The sequence below is a fragment of the Streptomyces sp. KR55 genome (genome assembly GCF_052245645.1).
GTDB lineage: Bacteria > Actinomycetota > Actinomycetes > Streptomycetales > Streptomycetaceae > Streptomyces > Streptomyces flavusporus.
In genome coordinates this window covers 23,621-41,725 of the sequence record NZ_JBQQCE010000004.1, presented here as the reverse complement: position 1 = coordinate 41,725, position 18,105 = coordinate 23,621, and the positions used below count along the sequence as shown (strand labels likewise).

Here is an 18,105-nt window from a genome sequence, read left to right as displayed (position 1 = left end):
CCATCCCTCGCGCGCTCGGCAGCTGCAGCCATCATCAGCGTCGCGGCAGCCCTGACCTCCGCCTCAGCCGCCGCAGCCGAGGCCGACCCGCCGGCTGGCGAGGAGAAGTCGTCCGGCCAGCAGAAGTGCGAAGTGACCGACAAGCAGAAGCACGGCCTCGAACAAGGCCTCCTTTGGGGTCTCCTGTTCGGGACCCAGGGCACCACAAAGCGGCAGGACTCCTGCTCACCTCAGTCTGACGGTCACATGCGGGGCGCTGACGGTCACGTGCGGGGCGACGACACCGGTCATCACGGGGATACCGGTCATCACATGTTCGATCCCACTCACCTCGGCGGGCCCGGACCACTGGGCGGATCGTCCCGTTGATGCAGGAGCAGGCGATATCTCTCCGAAAAGCCCCCTGCCCGCAGAAATGCGCAGGCAGGGGGCTTACTTGAGGGGCGTTACTTCTTCTTGCCCTGATTCTTGACCGCCTCGATCGCCGCCGCAGCCGCCTCAAGGTCGAGGTACGTGCCGCCGGGGTTGACCGGCTTGAAGTCGGCGTCCAGTTCATAGGACAGCGGGATGCCGGTCGGGATGTTCAGGCCCGCGATGTCCGCGTCGGAGATGCCGTCGAGGTGCTTGACCAGGGCGCGCAGGGAGTTGCCGTGGGCGGCGATCAGGACCGTGCGGCCGGCCAGCAGGTCGGGGACGATGCCGTCGTACCAGTACGGGAGCATGCGGACCACGACGTCCTTCAGGCACTCCGTGCGCGGGCGCAGCTCCGGGGGGATGGAGGCGTAGCGCGGGTCGTCCGACTGGGAGAACTCGGCGCCGTCCGCCAGCGGCGGGGGCGGGGTGTCGTACGAGCGGCGCCACAGCATGAACTGCTCCTCGCCGAACTCGGCGAGGGTCTGCGCCTTGTCCTTGCCCTGGAGGGCGCCGTAGTGGCGCTCGTTCAGCCGCCAGGAGCGGTGGACCGGGATCCAGTGGCGGTCGGCGGCCTCCAGCGCGAGCTGGGCGGTGCGGATGGCGCGCTTCTGGAGGGACGTGTGGACCACGTCGGGCAGCAGGCCGGCGTCCTTGAGCAGCTCACCGCCGCGGACCGCCTCCTTCTCGCCCTTCTCGTTGAGGTTGACGTCCACCCAGCCGGTGAACAGGTTCTTCGCGTTCCACTCGCTCTCGCCGTGGCGGAGGAGGATCAGCTTGTACGGTGCGTCGGCCATGGCTCTGAGCGTAATCGAAGGCCCTGATCGCTTGCGCGCCCGGCCGAAGCGTGGACGGTTGACGGGATCTGTTAATTGAGTGGCCGCCCCGGAGGGTCGGTTCGTAAGGTGTGGTTGCCGCGAGGGGCGCTTACATCTACGCCGCTTGCATCCGAGCCGCTTACTTCCGTGGGGGATCCTCGATGTCACTCGCCAGCCTGAGACGCGCCGCCACAGAGACCGTCTCCGGGCTCCCCCGCGAGTTCTGGTGGCTGTGGACCAGCACCCTCGTCAACCGGCTCGGTGGCTTCGTCGCCACCTTCATGGCGCTCTACCTGACCCTCGACCGCGGGTACTCCGCCTCGTACGCCGGTCTGGTCGCGGCGCTGCACGGACTGGGCGGCGTCCTGTCCTCCCTCGGCGGGGGTGTGATGGCGGACCGGCTGGGGCGGCGGCCCACCCTGCTCGTCGCGCAGGCGTCCACCGCCGTGTCCGTCGCGCTGCTCGGGTTCATGCACCATCCGGTGGCCATCGCCGCCGTCGCGTTCCTGGTCGGTGCCGCCTCCAATGCCTCGCGGCCGGCCGTGCAGGCGATGATGGCCGACATCGTGCGGCCCGAGGACCGGGTGCGGGCCTTCTCCCTGAACTACTGGGCGATCAACCTCGGCTTCGCCGTGTCCTCCATGGCAGCCGGTTTCATCGCCGAGGTCAGCTATCTCGCCGGCTTCCTGCTGGAGGCCGGGATGACCATGGCCTGCGCGATCGTCGTGTTCGTCAAGCTGCCCGAGTCCCGGCCCGTCCAGACGGTCGCCGCGGCCGAGGAGGAGGCCGTGGGGCTCGGGACCGTGCTGCGCGACGGGCGGTTCATGAGCGTCGTCGGGTTGTCCTTCTTGGTCGCGCTGGTCTTCCAGCAGGGCTCGGTCGGTCTGCCGATCGCGATGGGCGAGGCCGGGTTCGCGCCCGCGGACTACGGCATGGCGATCGCCGTCAACGGTGTCCTGATCGTCGCCTTGCAGATCCCGGTCACGCGGTTCATCGAGCACAGGGATCCGCGTCGGCTGCTCGTGATCTCGTCCCTGCTCGCCGGCTACGGGTTCGGGCTCACCGCCTTCGCCGGGTCCGTCGGGGTCTTCGCACTCACCGTCTGCGTGTGGACCCTGGCGGAGATCGTCAACGCGCCCACGCAGACCGGTCTGGTCGTGCGCCTGTCGCCGGTGCACGGCCGCGGGCGCTACCAGGGCATGTACACCATGTCCTGGTCCGTCGCCGCCCTCGTCGCTCCCCTGATGTCCGGCTTCGTCATCGACCGGTTCGGCGCCGAGTGGCTGTGGGGACTGTGCGCGGCCGTCGGCACGTTGGCGGCCCTCGGCTACGGCGCCCTGATGCGCCGCCTGCCGGCCGAGGACACGCCGGGCCCCACGGCGCCGACCACCGCGAAGCCCGAGGTCAGCGCCGCATGACGTCCCTCAGGGGTGCATCCGTGCGCCCTTGAGTACCTTGTCCACGGCGTTGCGGGGTCCGTACACCGCGAGCCCCACCAGGTCCAGCTCCGCCGTCGGTACGGCCCGTACGGCGGACCGGTTGTCGCGGTCGTTGCCCGTGGTGAAGAGGTCCGAAGTGAAGACCGCGCGCGGGAGGGCGCGGGACAGCACGCGCGCGTGCGCCGCGGTGAGGGTCTCCTTCGTGCCCTCGAAGACCAGCACCGGCTGGCGGAACATGGGCAGGTACGGCACGCCGTCGGCGTCCTCGTACGGCTCGCCGATCACCTCGGGGACGGTCGTACCGAGGCCGCTGACCAGGAAGGCGGTGACGTTGAGCCGCTGCCAGGTCTCCAGGTCCTCCCGCAGCAGGACGGCGATCTTGGTGTCGAAGCGGATGGGTTCGGTGGTCATGGGACGAGACTGCCGACCGGCGTACGACGCCGTCTTGTACGTTCTTTGCATGGGCACCGGCAAGGGCTCGGCCGAGCAGCAGGACGCCTCCGCCTGGCGCCCGCGCGTCAGGGGCGTCGTGGAGGTCTTCCACGCCCACTTCACCGAGTACGCGTATCCGATGCACGTCCACGAGGCGTGGACGCTGCTCATCGTCGACGACGGCGCCGTACGGTACGACCTGGACCGGCACGAGCACGGCACACCGCACGACACGGTGTCCCTGCTGCCGCCGCACGTCCCCCACAACGGCTCCGCCGCCACCCCGCACGGCTTCCGCAAGCGCGTGCTGTACCTGGACGGCACCCGGCTGGGCGAGGACCTGATCGGCCCGGCGGTGGACTCCCCCGATCTCCGTGACCCCGTACTGCGCCTGCGCGTCGGCCAGTTGCACACCGCGCTCTCCCGCCCCGGCGACGAGCTGGAGGCGGACAGCCGGCTGACCCTTATCGGGGAGCGGCTGCGCGCGCACCTGCGGCCGACGGACAAGGCCGTGGTGGGCACCCGCCGCCCCGACCCTGCCCTCGCCCGCCACCTGCGCGAACTCCTCGACGAGCGCGTCGTGCAGGGCGTCACCCTCGACGAGGCAGCCGGGCTGCTCCACGCCCATCGCGCCCATCTCGTACGGGCGTTCAGCACCGCCTACGGCATCGCCCCGCACCAGTACCTGATGTCCCGCCGCGTCGAGCGTGCCCGCCGGCTGCTCCTTGACGGACGGCCGCCGGGCGAGGTCGCAGCGGTGACCGGCTTCTACGACCAGTCCCATCTCACCCGGCACTTCCGGAAGTTGGTGGGGGTTCCGCCGGGGCGCTACGCGAGGACAGTCAAAAGGCCATGGTGGTGACCTCGTCCCGCAGGTGTGCGCCTGGCTGGAGGAACGCGGATTCGAGCGCCTGTGGGTGTCCGATCCCGGGCTCATGCCGGGCGTCGGGGCCCACCGGTTCACCGGCGAGCCCCGGCCGCTCGCGCGCGGAGAGCGGATGTTCACCTTCGCCGGGTACGACACTCTGCGCCAAGGCACCGCTCGCCAGCCGGAGGGCCTCGTCGGATGAGCGGCAGAGCCTCGTCAGACGACGTCGACGTAGTCGCCCTTGGCCGTCGCGCCGCCCGTCGTGGCCGTCTCACCGAAAGTCCAGCGCCAGTAGCCGTCGGCGGAAGCCGTGACCGTGGTCTTCAGATCACCCGTGGAGCCGGCCCGCACGTACTTGACCGTCGTGTACGTGCTGGTGCCCGCCTTGCGGAACTGGAGCTTGGCCAGCTTGTCGCCGTAACCGACGTACGCGTGCTTCGCCCAGTCCGCGCGCGTCGCCTTGCCCGTCACGGTGATGGTCCTGCCCTTCGCGACCGGCTCGGGGGAGGCGTTGACGGTGGCCCGCGCCGCGCGCTTGACCTGCACGCTGCCGAAGCCGGTCAGGTACTCCTCGGCCTTGATCTTGGTGTCCGACTCGTCCCACAGGCGCGCGGCGACGGCGATCTTCCAGCTCGTGGCGTCGTTGTTGGAGTCCAGGGTGTAGCGCGGGTCGATGTACAGCTCGCCGTCGCAGTCCCCGGAGGTCGGGCTGTCGTCGTACGTCGTGACGCTGGCCATGTAGATGCCGCCGTGGTCGGCGCCGGTGGCGGCCGTGGTGTCGTGGTACAGGTAGGGATGCGCGTCAATGGTGATGGGCGTATAACCCGAGGGCCAGGTCACGCGGAAGCTGACGCTGGGAAACTTCTCCTCGCTGATGCCCACGACGATGGGCTTGCCGTTGTTCACGACCATGTCGGTCACCGTGATGCCGGTGTCCGCCGCCTCCGCGGCCGGTGCGGTGAACGCCACGAAGGCGAGCGCTCCCGCGAGCGCGGCCGCAGTGCCGGTTCTGCCTGTGCGCATGCACAACCTCTTTGCTGGTAGGGCCTGACAGCGACTGAGACTGCGGCAGGCCCACAGAGGTTGTACGGATGCCTGTGCTGTGTCCGTCCCCGGACGCCGACAAGGTCTACTCCCTGGGACGCCGCGTGAGATGCGCAAAGGCGTCCAGGTTGCGCGTCGACTCCCCGCGTGACGTCCGCCACTCGTACTCCCTGCGGATCGCCGACGCGTATCCCAGCTCCAGAAGCGTGTTGAAGGCCCCGTCCGCCGCCTCCAGGACCTGGCCGAGGAGGCGGTCGATCTCGTCCGCGGTGACGGCGGGCAGTGGCAGCTTGCCGGTGACGTAGACGTCGCCGAGCGGATCGACGGCGTAACTCACGCCGTACAGCTTGAGGTTGCGCTCCAGGAGCCAGCGGTGGACTCCCGCCTCGTTCTCGTCCGGGTGGCGGATCACGAAGGCGTTGAGGGAGAGCGAGTGCCGGCCGACGATCAGGGAGACCGTCGTCGACAGCTTGCGGGTGCCGGGCAGCTTCACGACGTAGTGGCCGGACCCGGGACTCTCCCACTCGAGCTCGGCGTCCTTGAGCACGCCCTCGATGACCTCTGCCGCCTGCTGCTCTGCTGCCGCCATGGTCGGAGCCTACGTCAGCCGTGCGGGGCGCGGGCGCGGCGGCGGTGGGCGTGCAGTGCGGCCGTGTAGACCTCGGCGGTGGCGGCGGCCGAGGCGTCCCAGCCGAAGGAACGGGCGTGCCGGGCGGCGGCGGCCCCCATCCGGGCGGACAGCTGCGGGTCGTCGGCGACATCACGCAGCACGCGCGCGTACGCGGCCGGATCGTGCCCCTGGACGAGGAAACCGGTCTGTCCGTCCCGTACGGCCACCGGAAGGCCGCCGACCGCGGCGGCCAGCACCGGCGTACCGGCCGCCTGTGCCTCTATGGCGACCAGGCCGAAGGACTCGCTGTAGGACGGCATGACCAGCACCGACGCGGCCCGGAACCAGTCGGCGAGGTGGTCCTGGTCCACGGGCGGGCGGAACCGCACCACATCCGCGATACCGAGGCGCGCGGCGAGCTTCTGCAGGCCCTCGGGCTTGGCCAGGCCGCTGCCGCTGGGGCCGCCGACAACCGGCACGACGATGCGCGAGCGCAGGTCGGGCCGCTCGTCGAGCAGCACGGCCACCGCGCGCAGGAGCACGTCAGGGGCCTTGAGGGGCTGGATGCGGCCCGCGAAGAGGGGGATCAGGGCGTCCTGCGGGAGGCCCAGCCGGGCACGTGCGGCGGCGCGGCCGTCGGCCGGGTGGAACCGGCCGAGGTTCACGCCCGGGTGCACCACGGCGACCTCGGCGGGGTCGGCGGAGTAGTGCCGTACGAGCTGGTCGGCCTCCTCGGCGGTGTTGGCGATGAGCCGGTCGGCGGCGGCGACGATCTGGGTCTCGCCGATGACCCGGGCAGCGGGCTCGGGGGTGTCGCCGTCGGCGAGGTTGGCGTTCTTGACCTTGGCCATGGTGTGCATGGCGTGCACCAGGGGGACGCCCCAGCGCTGGGCGGCGAGCCAGCCGACGTGGCCGGAGAGCCAGTAGTGGGAGTGCACGAGGTCGTAGTAGCCGGGGCGGTGGCCGGCCCAGGCCTGCATCACACCGTGCGTGAAGGCGCACAGCTGCGCCGGGAGGTCCTCCTTGGCGAGGCCCTCGTAAGGGCCGGCGTCGACGTGCCGGACGAGGACGCCGGGGGCGAGTTCGACCGACGGCGGAAGGGCGGCGGTCGTGGCCCGGGTGAAGATCTCGACCTCGATGTTGATCGCGGCGAGGCGCTGGGCGAGCTCCACGATGTAGACGTTCATGCCGCCGGCGTCGCCGGTGCCGGGCTGGTGGAGGGGGGACGTGTGCACGGAGAGCATGGCCACACGGCGCGGGCGGCGGTGCCCCAGCCGAAGCCGCGAGGGCGCCGCCGGGGAGCGGCGACCGAGCCTGCTGACGTATTGGCTCACGTCGCGTTCCTCCTTGCCGCGGGCACGCCTCGGGGAGGACGTGCGGGGTCCTCGAAGGGAGGCAACACCGGAGGGGGCCGCTCCATTTCCGCGCGAGGCGTTTTTGCCGAATCATTACCGATTGTCGCTCAACCGTTCGAGGGTGTGACGTGTACTGACCCATGCCGGTCTGGATCAATGAGCCCGTCTGGGGGTGCCCCCTCTGGGGGAGCTTGAGGACGAGGCCGTTCAGGCCGACGCGGGAGCCTGAGGGCGGCAGCCCCCAGCGAGGTCCACACCCAGGCCGGGTAACCAGAAAGCCCCGACCACTTACCCTCGACGCATGACGCCCCGCGCAGCGACCCTCCTCCACTCTCGGCTTCGCTCGAGCGGGGGGACCCCCATCGTGGGAACGGTGACGCGCGGGACGACCAACCCCAACCGCCTCCGCCGTATGGACCGCTGGATCGCGGCAACGCACGGCGCCGCCCTCCGCCGCGCCGCCGACCCCGTCGCCGTCGACCTCGGCTACGGCGCCGCCCCCTGGACGGCCGTGGAACTGCTCACCCGCCTGCGCGAGACAGCGCCACGCGCGCGCGTGGTGGGCGTCGAGATCGACCCGGCCCGGGTCACGGCGGCACAGCCGTACGCACGCGACGGCCTCGTCTTCCGGCACGGCGGCTTCGAGATCCCGGTCCCGCAGCGGCCGCACCTCATCCGCGCGGCCAACGTCCTGCGGCAGTACGACGAGGCGGAGGTCGCCGACGTGTGGGCGCGGCTGTGCGCCCGGCTCGCGCCCGCCGACCCGGCGACCGGTGCGCGGGGCGGACTGCTGGTCGAGGGGACCTGCGACGAGATCGGGCGGCGGCACGTATGGGTGGCCCTCGGCCCCGAGGGCCCGCGCACGGTCACCTTCGCGACCCGGCTGGGCTCCCTGGAGCGACCCTCGGACCTGGCGGAACGCCTGCCCAAGGCGCTGATTCACCGCAACGTCCCCGGCGAGGCGGTGCACGCCTTCCTGCGCGACTTCGACCGCGCCTGGGCCGCCGCCGCGCCCTACGCCTCGTACGGGGCCCGGCAGCGCTGGATTCGGGCGGTGCGGGACCTGACGGCCGACTGGCCGGTGGCGGACGGGCCGGCCCGCTGGCGGCAGGGCGAAGTGACCGTGCGCTGGGCCGCATTGGCGCCCAGGATCTGATCGCTCTCCCCCACCCGGACCCACACGGGCCGGGGACGCGGAACGATCTCGGTGAGTCGTTCGTCACAAAGGGCGGGGAGATCGTCGTTCGACGGGCGGAATGGGGGAGGGAGTTACTGCCTCTGTCGTTTTGCGCCGCGGCATGGCACGATCCCCGACGTCCGAAGTTACTGACGGTTCATCAGTTTGGGGGCTGGCTATGGGTACGGGCAAGCGCAGTCTGATCGCGGCGGCCGTGACCGTGGTCTGCGCGGTCACCGTGCTGGCGGCGCCCGGCACGGCGTTCGCGGCCCCGACTCCCACCCCCTCGCCTTCTTCGACTTCCTCAACCCCGGTGTCCACCGAGGAACTTGAGACCGTCCGCAAGAAACTCGACAAGCTCTACCGGGCGGCGTCCTCCGCCACCGACGCCTACAACGCGGCGGAGGAGAAGGCCGAGCAGCAGTCCGCCGAGATCGTCGCCCTGGCCAAGAAGATCGCCAAGGGGAAGGAGAAGCTCCGGGAGTTGAAGAAGCGCGCGGGCGCCGCAGCCGCCGCCCAGTACCGCACCGGCGGTCTCCCGCCCGAGGCCCAGCTGATGCTGAGCGACGACCCGGACGAGTTCCTCGACGGCACCGGCCGCGTCCGCCAGGGCGAGCGCGCCACCAGGCACCTCATCGAGGAAATGACCCGCACCCAGCAGGACTTGGAGCTGTACGCCAAGGACGCCTCCGCCCAGTGGGCGAAGCTGGAGGCCAACCGCAAGGCGAAGGCCGCCGCCCAGAAGAAGGTCGAGAAGCAGATCGCGGCGGCCGAGAAGCTGGAGTCCCAGCTGGAGAAGGAGGAGCGGGAGCGCCTGGCCGAGCTCGAGGAGCAGGCCGCCTACGAGGCACAGACCACCTGGCTCAGCTCCGGCATCCTCGACGAGCTGCACGGCACCGCCACCCAGCAGGGCAAGAAGGCCGTGGAATTCGCGACGGCCCAGATCGGCAAGCCGTACGAATGGGGCGCCGAGGGCCCGAAGACCTACGACTGCTCCGGACTGACCTCACAGGCGTGGGCGACGGCCGGCAGTGTGATCCCGCGCACTTCGCAGCAGCAGTGGAAGCAGCTGAAGCACATCGACATCGAGGACATGCGCCCGGGCGACCTGATCATCTACTTCGACGACGCCAGTCACGTCGGGATGTACGTGGGCGACGGCGCGATGGTGCACGCCCCACGACCGGGGCGGGCGATCACGATCGCGGGCGCCGGGTCGATGCCGATCCTTGGGGTTGTACGGCCGGACGCGGGCTGAGAGGACGTACGGCGGACTCGGGCCGAGGGACGTACGGCGGACATGGCCGACGGGCGTACCGCCGACTCGTGAGCTGGGCCACGTGACCCACTCCACCCCGTGCCGCCCCCCAAACCCCCGGCGGACGTGACCTTCGTCATCCCCAGCAGCGCACCACCCTGCCCAACTGCGGTATAGAACGCGGCATATGACAGTGGCCGCATCCGGAGCGGCGTGGCTCACACCATTCCTTTGCGGCGCCGACACCCGCTATGGTCCCGGTCGGTGGGTCGAGGTCCCTCGCCCCGCCGTGCCCTCGGGGGGAGGGAAGGAACTCAGGACAATGCCCGTACCCGTACCGCGGCAGAGAGCGATCCCGGCCGTGGAAAGTGGTCAGGCGCAGGCCGCGTCGACAGTCGGCGGCCACTCCGGTGCTTCCGGTGCATCCGGCGCAGAGACCGCATACAAGGGAAAAACCGCCGAGAACACCAAGAACACCACCACCACCCTCGTCGGCTCCGACACGACCAGCACCAACCTGACGCTGCTGCTGATCGAGGACGACCCCGGCGGCTCGCCGATCGTGCCCGAACTGCTCGATCAGGCCGGCAAGCCGATCCGCGTCCGCACCGCCCGCAACCTCACCGAGGCCGAGCGGCTGCTCACCGACGACGTCCACTGCATCCTGCTGGACCTCGCGCTGCCGGCGCCCGGCCGGACGGACGACAGGGACGACGAGCTGTCCGTGCTGCGCCATGTGCTGGAGCTCGCGCCCCGGCACGCCGTCCTCGCCCTCACCGCGTCCGGTGACGCCGAGCGCGGCGCCGAGGCGGTGCGGGTGGGCGCCCAGGACTATCTGTTCCGCGACGAGCTGGACGGCCGCCTGCTGAGCCGGGCGATCCGTTATGCGGTGGAGCGGAAACGTTCCGACACGGCCGAGCGGCGGCTCGCCGAGGGCCGGATGCGCGCCCAGGAGAACCGCCGGCTGGAGCGCGGGCTGCTGCCCACGCCGCTCCTCGACGGCTCCCCGCTGCGCTTCGCCGCCCGCTACCGCCCCGGCCGCTCACGCGCCCTGCTCGGCGGCGACTTCTACGACGTCGTGCGCACCCCGGACGGCACCGTGCACGCCATGATCGGCGATGTCTGCGGCCACGGCCCGGACGAGGCGGCGCTCGGCGTGGAGCTGCGCATCGCCTGGCGCGCGCTGACGCTGGCCGGGCTGTGCGGGGACGAGCTGCTCGGCACGCTGCAGCAGGTGCTGGAGCACGAGCGCTCGGACGACGAGATCTTCGCGACGCTGTGCACGGTGGACATCGCGCCGGACGGCCGCCGCGCGGGCCTGTGCCTTGCGGGGCACCCGGCTCCGCTGGTCGCCCGCCCTGGCCGGCCCGCCCGGCTGCTGCCGTACGACAACAACGGCCCCGCCCTCGGTCTGCTGCCGGGTGCCCGCTGGCCGCGGATGCAGGTGGAGCTGGGCCGGGAGTGGAGCCTGATGCTCTACACCGACGGTCTGATCGAGGGCCACATCGGCCAGGGCCGCGAACGGCTCGGCCAGGACGGCATGGTCGAGATGATCCGCCGCCAGCTCGCCCAGGGCCTGAGCGGCGAGGAGCTGCTGCGGGCGGCGGTCAACGAGGTCCGCCAACTCAACGGCGGCGAGCTGGCGGACGATGTGGCGGTACTGCTGCTGGACCGGGTGCCGTAAACCTCCGGCGGTTGTGGCGCGGCGACCATGTTGCCGCCCGCCGCCGTCACGGGGGCGACGGCTCGTGCTGCTGTCACCTCCGGCGCGTCGCCGTACGCCCGAATTGCCGCCCGCCGATGTACGGCCTGTATTACCCCGCCGTTGTACGGCCCGTATTACCGCCCGCCGTTGTACGGCCCGTACGGCCCGTCGCTGCTGGAGCCTCTGCGGGCGCGGCCGCCGCCGGGCAGGCCGCGCAGGGCGGGGCGTACGTCGACCATGTACACGATGGTCGCGATGAGCCCGATGATGGGCAGGAACGACAGGATGTTGAAGATCAGGTTCACCACGAAGGCGAGCCCGAGGATGATCAGCCAGAACGGCTTGGTCTGCTTGTCGGCCGCGCGGTAGGCGTCCTCTCGGCGCGTGGCCGCGTCGATCAGCGCGAAGCCGCTGAAAAGGATCAGGGCCAAGCTCAGCAGCCACATGAACCCTGCGAACCCCTGCAACAGCACAACGTCCACCACCCGACTCGGCTAGTCCTACGCGGTCACCGTACCCGCAACCACAGGCCCATTACCCGAAGAACGGGCCGGGCACCCCAGGAGTGCCCGACCCGTTACAGGTCACCCGTTCGTGTCACTCAGCGTGATCGCGGACGGTGTCACTTCGCCGGCGGCGTGGTCTTCTTCGCCGTCGTCTTGCGGGCCGGGGCCTTCTTCGCCGCGGTCTTCTTCGCCGGGGCGGCCTCGGTCCCGGCCGCGGCCTTGGTCTCGGTCTTGGCCGCGGCGGGCTTGTCCTCCTTGACCTCGACCGGCTCGGCCTTCGGCTCGACGGCCACGGCCAGCTCCTCGATCTCCTCGGCCGCCTCGCCGCGCCAGGTCTTCACAGCCTGCTCGCCGTGCTCGGCGACCTTCTCGTAGGTCTCACGGGCCTTCACGGCGTACTCGGCGGCCACGCCGACGCTGCGCAGGGCGAGGTCCTGGGCGGTCTCGCCGAGCTTCTTCAGGTCGGCGTCGATCGTGCTGCCGAGCTTCTTCAGGTCCGCGTCGAGGGAGCCGAGGAACTCGTTGACCTTGTTCTGGAAGGTCTCCTGCGTCTCCTTGACGCGGGCACCGGCCTCCTTGGCGCGGGCGCTGGCCTTCTCCTGGACGGCCTTGGGGTCGGTGTTGCGGACGGCCTCGATACGGGCCGGCGCCTCGGCGCGCAGCTGCTCGACCAGGCCCGGCACCTTCCTGGCCTGCTGGAGGGCCAGGTCGGCGGTGCCGGCGGCGAAGTAGAGCGGCCTCGGGTCGCTGAGGGTCTTGCGCAGGTCGTCGGTGATGGCCATGGTGCTGGTCCTCCCGGTGGCTTTCTCTTGAGGGTCTGGGGTCCCGCAGCCGGTCAGCCGCCCGGCCGGGCGTTCCGCTCGCTCAACCGGCGGTCCGCCGCTGCGGGTCGGCGTCGCTGCCGTCGGCCGTGCGGGGGCCGCGTACGCCGGTGTCGCTGTCATGGGCGTCGCCCCGAACGTCATCGTCCTGAACGTCATCGACCTGAACGCCGTTGTCCTGAAGGTCCTCGCCCGGAACGCTCTCGAAGCCGTTCTCCTTGCGAAACGACTCGTACACCTGGAGCAGCACCTGCTTCTGCCGCTCGTTGAGCGTGGGGTCGGCGAGGATGACGGCGCGCGTCTCCACCTCGTCCCGGTCCCGCTCGGCGTCGAGGATCCCGGCCCGCACGTACAGCGTCTCGGCGGAGATCCGCAGCGCCTTGGCAACCTGCTGCAGCACCTCCGCGCTCGGCTTGCGCAGCCCGCGTTCGATCTGGCTCAGATACGGATTGGACACCCCGGCGGCGTCGGCGAGCTGCCTGAGCGACAGCTGCGCGTTGCGCCGCTGCTCGCGCAGGTACTCACCGAGATTGCCGACGTTGAGCGTTGCCATACGTCCACCATGCCGCGTCGCGCTAACAATTGCAAGCACCATGCTTGCAAAAGTGCGCCACACCATCTCAGCGGCCGTTGAGGCTGAGCACGATAGGTGTCGTATTTGCAGGACAACTGTCGTCATCCGCGTCCGGCCTCCTGGTGCAGGTGTTTTGGGGCCAGCCTCCGCGAGTCGCCGAGAAACGACGTTGTCGGTGGACTCTGCCAGGGTGTGCGACGTGGATGAATTGGTGGAGCGTGTCGACGGTCGAGATCGCGTGCTGGGGGTGGTCAGCCGTCAGGAGGCCATCCGGGAGGGTTGGCTGCACCGGGTCGCCGTGACGGTGTGTCGTGATGAGCGTGGGCGGATCCTCATCCACCGGCGGTCGGAGCAGGTATCGCGCTTCCCCGGGCTCTATGAGGTCGAGGTCGGTGGCGCCGCAAATGTCGGCGAGTCCTATGAACAGGCCGCCGCGCGGGAGCTGGCCGAAGAGCTGGGCATTCGTGCGCTGCCGCGCCTGCTGTTCACGTTCATCAACCGCAGCGGCTTGAGCCCTCACTGGCTCGGCGTGCACGAAGCCGTGGTGCCGGACGCCATGGTCCCCGATCCCGATGAGGTCGCCTGGCATGGTTGGCTGACCGAGCCGGAGCTCGACTCGGCCCTGCTGGAGTGGCGCTTCACCCCCGATAGCCACGAAGCCTTCAGCCGGTATCTCGCGTTCCGGACCGCGCAGTCCTGACCTCTCTCGCCTCGCGGGCTGGGACGCCTGCTTGCGGCCAACGCGCCTTGTGAGAGCGGCTGATCGCCATGGCCGAACTCCCGGCGATCGCCGGCGCAGACCGCGCGACCGCACACCGCTACTTCGACGACTTCGCCCTCCGCCGACTCCCCGCCGCGCTCGCCACGGCCCGTCAGGACACCGTCACGGCGGCCATGGCACCGCTGGCCGAGATGTTCGCCGACGCCGGCGGCATGGTCCAGCTGAGCCGTGAGCAGGATCGCGGCCGGGCCGGCGACTTCGAGATCATCGAGTACATCCTGCGCGGTCAGCCCGGAGGCGTGCCCGGCACCTGGGGCCACCACTTCGACGACTACCTCCTGCACGCTCCCCTCACCGACCAGCACCGCAACAAGATCGCCCACCAGGCCGCACTCATCGAGTCCGCACTCGGGAGCGACCCGGCGGACGTCCCGAGCACGGCCCCCGCGCGCGCCACCGGCCGCCGCATCCTGCTGATCGCGTCCGGAGGCGCCGCCGACCTGCGCCAAGTCGACCCGGCTCTCCTGCACCCCGCCGACCGCCTGGTCCTCAACGACGTCGACCCCAACGCCCTCCAGTACGCCCTCACACACCTGCCGCCCGCGACCCGCGCCCAGACCGCCGCGGCCCCCGGCAACGTCCTGCGCACCGCCGCCCACCTGGCCGCCGACCACGGCCCCTTCGACCTGGTCCTGGCCGGAGGCCTCTTCGACTACCTCGAAGAACGCTTCACCCGAGCCCTGATCCGCACCACCCTGTCCCGCCTGTGCCGCCCCGGAGACACGTTCTACTGCTCCAACATCGCGACCCCGAACCCGTACGCCGCCCTGATGACCCACATCGGCCGCTGGAACCTCGTCGAACGCACCCCCGCCGACATCGAGGCCGATGTCCGAGCCGCCGCGCCGCCGGGAAGGAACCGTCGCCGGACCGGACATCACCGCCGATGCCACCGGCCTGACGCTTTTCGCGACGGTGCGGCGCGCTGACGAGCCGGGGTGATCCCCGCAGCCGGCATCGTGTTCCTCCCTGACGCGGCATCGGTCGTCAGGCGAGGCCTTCGATGATGCGGAAGTCGCGCTCGACGCCGTCAGCAAGTACGGCCAGCGCCTCCTGGTAGGCCGCACTCGCGCGTGCGGCGACCGCCTGTTCGAAGCTGTCGAACTCGATCAGGACGGTGCGCTCGGCGATTCCGGCGTCGTGTGCGACGACCCGGCTGCCGCGGGAGAGCAGCCGCCCGCCCGCGGCCTTGACGGCTGGACCGGCCAGCTTGTCGTAGGCAGCAAGCCTCTCAGGGTCTGCGATGGTGCGGTAGACGCTGACCCAGTAGCCCTTGGCCACAGTACCTCCTGTGTTCGGAATTGATGATCAGAAGCATGCTCGGATCCATGGCCGGCGCGCTGTGGGTCAGCGAGCCGACGGAGACGGCGTCGAAGTCGGACGGCTTCGATCAACCGGCTGGGGCTGCGATCGGATTGGTCTCGGGTGAGCGTCGGCGGGCGAGGACGAGCCAGAGCCGGTCGAGTCGATGACTGGCCTCGCCGGAAGGGCGGCGGCCCGGACTAGAACGAAGAGGAGCCGACAAGTAGGTACGAGTCGCACCAGTACGACGTGATCAGCCATCAACCCAGAGCCCTTGCCACAGATGCCGCCAGAACTGGCCGGGCTCTCACAGGAGCAGTTGGACCTGCTGCGCACCGGCACCCTCGCCTTGTGAGCGCAGGCCTCAGCGCATGACCGTGCGCACGATCGCTGCCTGGCCGCCGACTCGGATCCGGTGTCCCGTGCGGTCGCGGTGGACGGTCGCTGTGATGGTGGACGGGCTGCCGAGGTGGTCACCCATGTCGACAGCGAGGCGGTGTGTGCCGAACCCGGCAGCATGCGCTGCCAGGCAGGCCGTGCTGTTGGCGTTGGCGATGTCCTCGGGGACGCCGATCGACGGGGCGAACATCCGGGCTGCTGCTCGGCCGTGTCGGTCCGGGGGCGAGTAGGCGTAGCAGCCCAGCAGACCGTAGCGGTCACAGGCTGCGCGCAACAGGGTTAAGTCCGGCGTGAGTTCGGCCAGTGCGGCGCGGGATCGGATGGGCAGCAGAAGCCTCGGCCGCCCGTTCGACGCCACGCAGGCGTCGCCGGCGACCGCGTCCTCCGTCAGTCCGAGGCCGCCTGCGACTGCCCTCAGTTCGGGTCCACCGGCGCTACGCAGGCTGACCGGGCCCGGGTCGAACGACGCCGTCAGGCCGTCACCGTTTCGGCTTGCCCGACCGTCGAAGCTGCGGTGGGCCGTACGCAGGACGGCGCGGTAGTCGTGGTCGCCGCCTTCGCGTTCGGCGAGCACGGCGAGGGCGGCGACGGTGCCGTGGCCGCAGGCGGGCAGTTCGTCCTGGGCGGTGAAGAACCGCAGTGTGTACCCGGGCTGACGACGCTCGATTCCGGTCGCGCGGAGGAAGACGGCGTGCGATGTTCCCAACTCCGTGGGAATGCGGCATCGCTCCTCGTCGGTGAACGGCGCATCATCCAGAACGGTGGTCGGGCTGCCACCCGCGCCGTCTCGCTGACACGCGTCGACGACCGCTACCTCGGACATGGCACCGGGCCGGTGGTCAGCAGCATGGTCAGGTCCAGTGCGGGCGCGCTGTGCGTCAACGCCCCGACCGAGATGAGGTCGACGCCCGTCCCGGCGATGGCGAGAACTGTGTCCAGGCGGATGGTGCCCGAGGCCTCCAGCAGGATCCGGGAAGCGTCGGCCCGCCCGGCCCGGACCTTCACGACCTGCTCGATGTCGGCCACCGGCATGTTGTCGAGCATGATCCAGCGGGCACCGGCGTCGAGGGCCTCGACGGCCTGTGTGACGGTCTGCACCTCGACATCGCTCTCCACGGTCTGCCCGGTGCGCGCCATCCCGCGCCTGACCGCCTCGATCGCGGCGGTCACCCCGCCCGCCGCGGCGATGTGGTTCTCCTTGAGCAGGACCATCGCCGCGAGATCGAGGCGGTGGTTGTGGCCGCCGCCGGCGGTGACCGCGTACTTGTCCAGGGCGCGCAGGCCCGGCGCCGTCTTGCGCGTGTCCAGGATGTGCGCCCTGGTCCCTGCCACAGCTTGGACGTAGCGGTCGGTCAGCGTCGCGATGCCGCACATGCGCTGCAGGAAGTTCAGCGCCGTACGCTCCCCGGTGATCAGGCTGCGCGCCGAACCGGACAGGTGCACCAGGACCTGGCCGTCGGCCAGTCGGGCGCCGTCGGCGACGGCCGGCTCGACCTTGACCTCGGGGTCGACCTGCGCGAAGACCTCGGCGACCACGGGGAGGCCGGCGGCGATGCCGCTTTGCCGGGTGCGGATCTCGGCCGTGGCCGCCAGGTCCTCGGGAACGCTCCACTCGGTGGTGATGTCCTTCCCTGACGCGTCCTCGGCCAGGGCGGCAGCGGCGGCGGCCCGTGCTGCCGCCGAGGGAAACTCGGTCGTGGTCATCTGGTCTCCAGCTCTGAGTGGACGTTGGCTTGGTGGCGGCAACCGCTGACGAGGCAGCACTGAAGTTCCGCTGGGCCGGTTTGCAGGACCTGGTGGATCCTGTACTCGATCTCCCGCGTGCCGGTCACCCGTCCCCCCGCCACGAACAGGTTCCGGGTGAGCCGTCCGTGCGACTCGGCGCCGACGTCGAACTCGGGGCACCATGCGCATGTACCGGTCCTCCCAGCCGGTCTCGCCTCCGTCGACTCGGGCCTTCAGGAACGCCTCTCACCCAGGTCGTCAGGGCAGGTGCCACAACAGCCTCCTCCGTTTCGATTTCCGAAGCGGTCACCGATGCTAGCGTGTCGGAATTCGAAGCATCAACCCTGGAGAGCTGGACATCCCGACATGGCAAAACCCAGACCTGGCAGTCCTGTTCGCGGCTCGACCACCGGCCGCCCCCTCATGGCCGCACTCGATCTGTTCGGGCGGCGGTGGAGTCTGCGCATCCTGTGGGAGCTTCGCGCGGGTCCGCTTGGATTCCGCCCCTTGCAGAAGCGGTGCGACGACATGTCCTCCAGCGTGATGCGGCAGCGCCTGACCGAACTGCTGGATGCCCAGGTGATTCACCAACTACCGGATAGCCGCTACGAGCTCACACCGCTGGGACAGGAGGCGCGCCACGCCCTGAACCCCCTCGCCCGCTGGGCGGAACGCTGGGCGGCCACGATCGACCCGCAAGGGGCGGACCACACCGACGACCAGTCCGCCAGCCGCGTCTCACATCCGGACACCGTGGGCGACGGGGCGCCGGAGAGGGGCTCCGCGGACTGACGCCCCGCCTCGGATCGGAGGCGGGGCGGGACCGCCGGGTCACGAGGTTGCCGTGGCTCGGCCGAGCGCCGGGGGCAGGCGCGAAACC

General features: G+C 70.6%; 20 protein-coding genes. 9 read left to right on the top strand and 11 right to left on the bottom strand.

Translation table 11 applies throughout. From position 1 onward, the window contains the following. Positions 1-446: 446 nt before the first annotated feature. Positions 447-1,208 (bottom strand): phosphoglyceromutase, encoded by a 762-nt coding sequence (locus ACTWQJ_RS01185; RefSeq protein ID WP_443304728.1) that lies wholly within the window; start codon positions 1,206-1,208, stop codon positions 447-449. A gap of 182 nt (positions 1,209-1,390) precedes the next feature. Here ACTWQJ_RS01185 and ACTWQJ_RS01180 point away from each other — a divergent pair, with 182 nt between their 5' ends. Beyond that, positions 1,391-2,647: an MDR family MFS transporter gene (locus ACTWQJ_RS01180; RefSeq protein WP_443304726.1), complete on the top strand. Its 1,257-nt coding sequence runs from the start codon at positions 1,391-1,393 to the stop codon at positions 2,645-2,647. A 6-nt stretch (positions 2,648-2,653) separates the two neighbouring features. Here ACTWQJ_RS01180 and ACTWQJ_RS01175 read toward each other — a convergent pair whose 3' ends face one another. Next, the gene (locus tag ACTWQJ_RS01175) at positions 2,654-3,130 is read right to left on the bottom strand and encodes a DUF2000 family protein (RefSeq protein WP_443304744.1); all 477 of its coding nucleotides are present in this window, start codon (positions 3,128-3,130) and stop codon (positions 2,654-2,656) included. On the opposite strand from ACTWQJ_RS01175, the gene ACTWQJ_RS01170 reads away from it, so the two are divergent. Beyond that, positions 3,129-3,962 carry an AraC family transcriptional regulator gene (locus ACTWQJ_RS01170; RefSeq protein WP_443304725.1) on the top strand — a complete coding sequence of 278 codons (834 nt, stop codon included), beginning with the start codon at positions 3,129-3,131 and terminating at the stop codon, positions 3,960-3,962. The genes ACTWQJ_RS01175 and ACTWQJ_RS01170 overlap by 2 nt on opposite strands. A gap of 13 nt (positions 3,963-3,975) precedes the next feature. Next, positions 3,976-4,170: a hypothetical protein gene (locus ACTWQJ_RS01165; protein ID WP_443304724.1), complete on the top strand. Its 195-nt coding sequence runs from the start codon at positions 3,976-3,978 to the stop codon at positions 4,168-4,170. 14 nt (positions 4,171-4,184) lie between these two features. Here the strand turns inward: ACTWQJ_RS01165 and ACTWQJ_RS01160 are convergent, their stop codons facing one another. The 3 genes from ACTWQJ_RS01160 to mshA all read right to left on the bottom strand — a co-directional run bounded on the left by ACTWQJ_RS01160 (position 4,185) and on the right by mshA (position 6,956). Beyond that, positions 4,185-4,991 carry a hypothetical protein gene (locus tag ACTWQJ_RS01160; protein WP_443304723.1) on the bottom strand — a complete coding sequence of 269 codons (807 nt, stop codon included), beginning with the start codon at positions 4,989-4,991 and terminating at the stop codon, positions 4,185-4,187. A gap of 106 nt (positions 4,992-5,097) precedes the next feature. Continuing rightward, on the bottom strand, positions 5,098-5,601 hold the full coding sequence (locus tag ACTWQJ_RS01155) for a YbjN domain-containing protein (RefSeq protein WP_443304722.1): 504 nt from the start codon (positions 5,599-5,601) through the stop codon (positions 5,098-5,100). 14 nt (positions 5,602-5,615) lie between these two features. Further along, complete coding sequence (gene mshA, locus ACTWQJ_RS01150) at positions 5,616-6,956, bottom strand: D-inositol-3-phosphate glycosyltransferase (RefSeq protein ID WP_443304721.1); 1,341 nt, start codon at positions 6,954-6,956, stop codon at positions 5,616-5,618. Positions 6,957-7,341: 385 nt separating this feature from the next. Here mshA and ACTWQJ_RS01145 point away from each other — a divergent pair, with 385 nt between their 5' ends. The 3 genes from ACTWQJ_RS01145 (at position 7,342) to ACTWQJ_RS01135 (ending at position 11,096) form a co-directional block, all read left to right on the top strand. Then, positions 7,342-8,133, top strand: a complete 792-nt coding sequence (locus ACTWQJ_RS01145) for a class I SAM-dependent methyltransferase (RefSeq protein ID WP_443304720.1) — start codon at positions 7,342-7,344, stop codon at positions 8,131-8,133. A gap of 199 nt (positions 8,134-8,332) precedes the next feature. Then, entirely contained in the window at positions 8,333-9,412 is a 1,080-nt protein-coding gene (locus tag ACTWQJ_RS01140; protein WP_443304719.1) for an NlpC/P60 family protein, read from the top strand. A 322-nt stretch (positions 9,413-9,734) separates the two neighbouring features. Continuing rightward, a complete protein-coding gene (locus tag ACTWQJ_RS01135) occupies positions 9,735-11,096 on the top strand; it encodes a PP2C family protein-serine/threonine phosphatase (protein WP_443304718.1) in 1,362 nt (453 codons plus the stop codon). 155 nt (positions 11,097-11,251) lie between these two features. Here ACTWQJ_RS01135 and ACTWQJ_RS01130 read toward each other — a convergent pair whose 3' ends face one another. The 3 genes from ACTWQJ_RS01130 to ACTWQJ_RS01120 form a co-directional block, all read right to left on the bottom strand. After that, the gene (locus tag ACTWQJ_RS01130) at positions 11,252-11,590 is read right to left on the bottom strand and encodes a DUF2516 family protein (protein ID WP_224737277.1); all 339 of its coding nucleotides are present in this window, start codon (positions 11,588-11,590) and stop codon (positions 11,252-11,254) included. Between the two features lie 149 nt (positions 11,591-11,739). Further along, positions 11,740-12,405, bottom strand: a complete 666-nt coding sequence (locus ACTWQJ_RS01125) for a hypothetical protein (protein ID WP_443304717.1) — start codon at positions 12,403-12,405, stop codon at positions 11,740-11,742. An 82-nt stretch (positions 12,406-12,487) separates the two neighbouring features. Then, on the bottom strand, positions 12,488-12,997 hold the full coding sequence (locus tag ACTWQJ_RS01120; RefSeq protein WP_129798526.1) for a helix-turn-helix domain-containing protein: 510 nt from the start codon (positions 12,995-12,997) through the stop codon (positions 12,488-12,490). Between the two features lie 211 nt (positions 12,998-13,208). Between ACTWQJ_RS01120 and ACTWQJ_RS01115 the strand changes: the two genes are divergently transcribed. Together ACTWQJ_RS01115 and ACTWQJ_RS01110 are read left to right on the top strand one after the other, a co-directional pair. Next, complete coding sequence (locus ACTWQJ_RS01115; protein WP_443304716.1) at positions 13,209-13,718, top strand: NUDIX hydrolase; 510 nt, start codon at positions 13,209-13,211, stop codon at positions 13,716-13,718. A 68-nt stretch (positions 13,719-13,786) separates the two neighbouring features. After that, complete coding sequence (locus ACTWQJ_RS01110) at positions 13,787-14,728, top strand: hypothetical protein (protein WP_443304715.1); 942 nt, start codon at positions 13,787-13,789, stop codon at positions 14,726-14,728. 58 nt (positions 14,729-14,786) lie between these two features. Here ACTWQJ_RS01110 and ACTWQJ_RS01105 read toward each other — a convergent pair whose 3' ends face one another. The 3 genes from ACTWQJ_RS01105 to nadC all read right to left on the bottom strand — a co-directional run bounded on the left by ACTWQJ_RS01105 (position 14,787) and on the right by nadC (position 17,204). Continuing rightward, entirely contained in the window at positions 14,787-15,080 is a 294-nt protein-coding gene (locus ACTWQJ_RS01105) for a DUF1330 domain-containing protein (protein WP_443304714.1), read from the bottom strand. A gap of 385 nt (positions 15,081-15,465) precedes the next feature. Next, positions 15,466-16,323, bottom strand: a complete 858-nt coding sequence (locus ACTWQJ_RS01100; RefSeq protein WP_443304712.1) for a PhzF family phenazine biosynthesis protein — start codon at positions 16,321-16,323, stop codon at positions 15,466-15,468. Then, positions 16,311-17,204 carry a carboxylating nicotinate-nucleotide diphosphorylase gene (gene nadC, locus ACTWQJ_RS01095; protein WP_443304711.1) on the bottom strand — a complete coding sequence of 298 codons (894 nt, stop codon included), beginning with the start codon at positions 17,202-17,204 and terminating at the stop codon, positions 16,311-16,313. Before nadC ends, ACTWQJ_RS01100 begins: the two co-directional genes overlap by 13 nt. A gap of 444 nt (positions 17,205-17,648) precedes the next feature. On the opposite strand from nadC, the gene ACTWQJ_RS01090 reads away from it, so the two are divergent. Continuing rightward, positions 17,649-18,017 (top strand): winged helix-turn-helix transcriptional regulator, encoded by a 369-nt coding sequence (locus ACTWQJ_RS01090; protein WP_107050124.1) that lies wholly within the window; start codon positions 17,649-17,651, stop codon positions 18,015-18,017. The last annotated feature ends 88 nt before the right edge of the window (positions 18,018-18,105 follow it).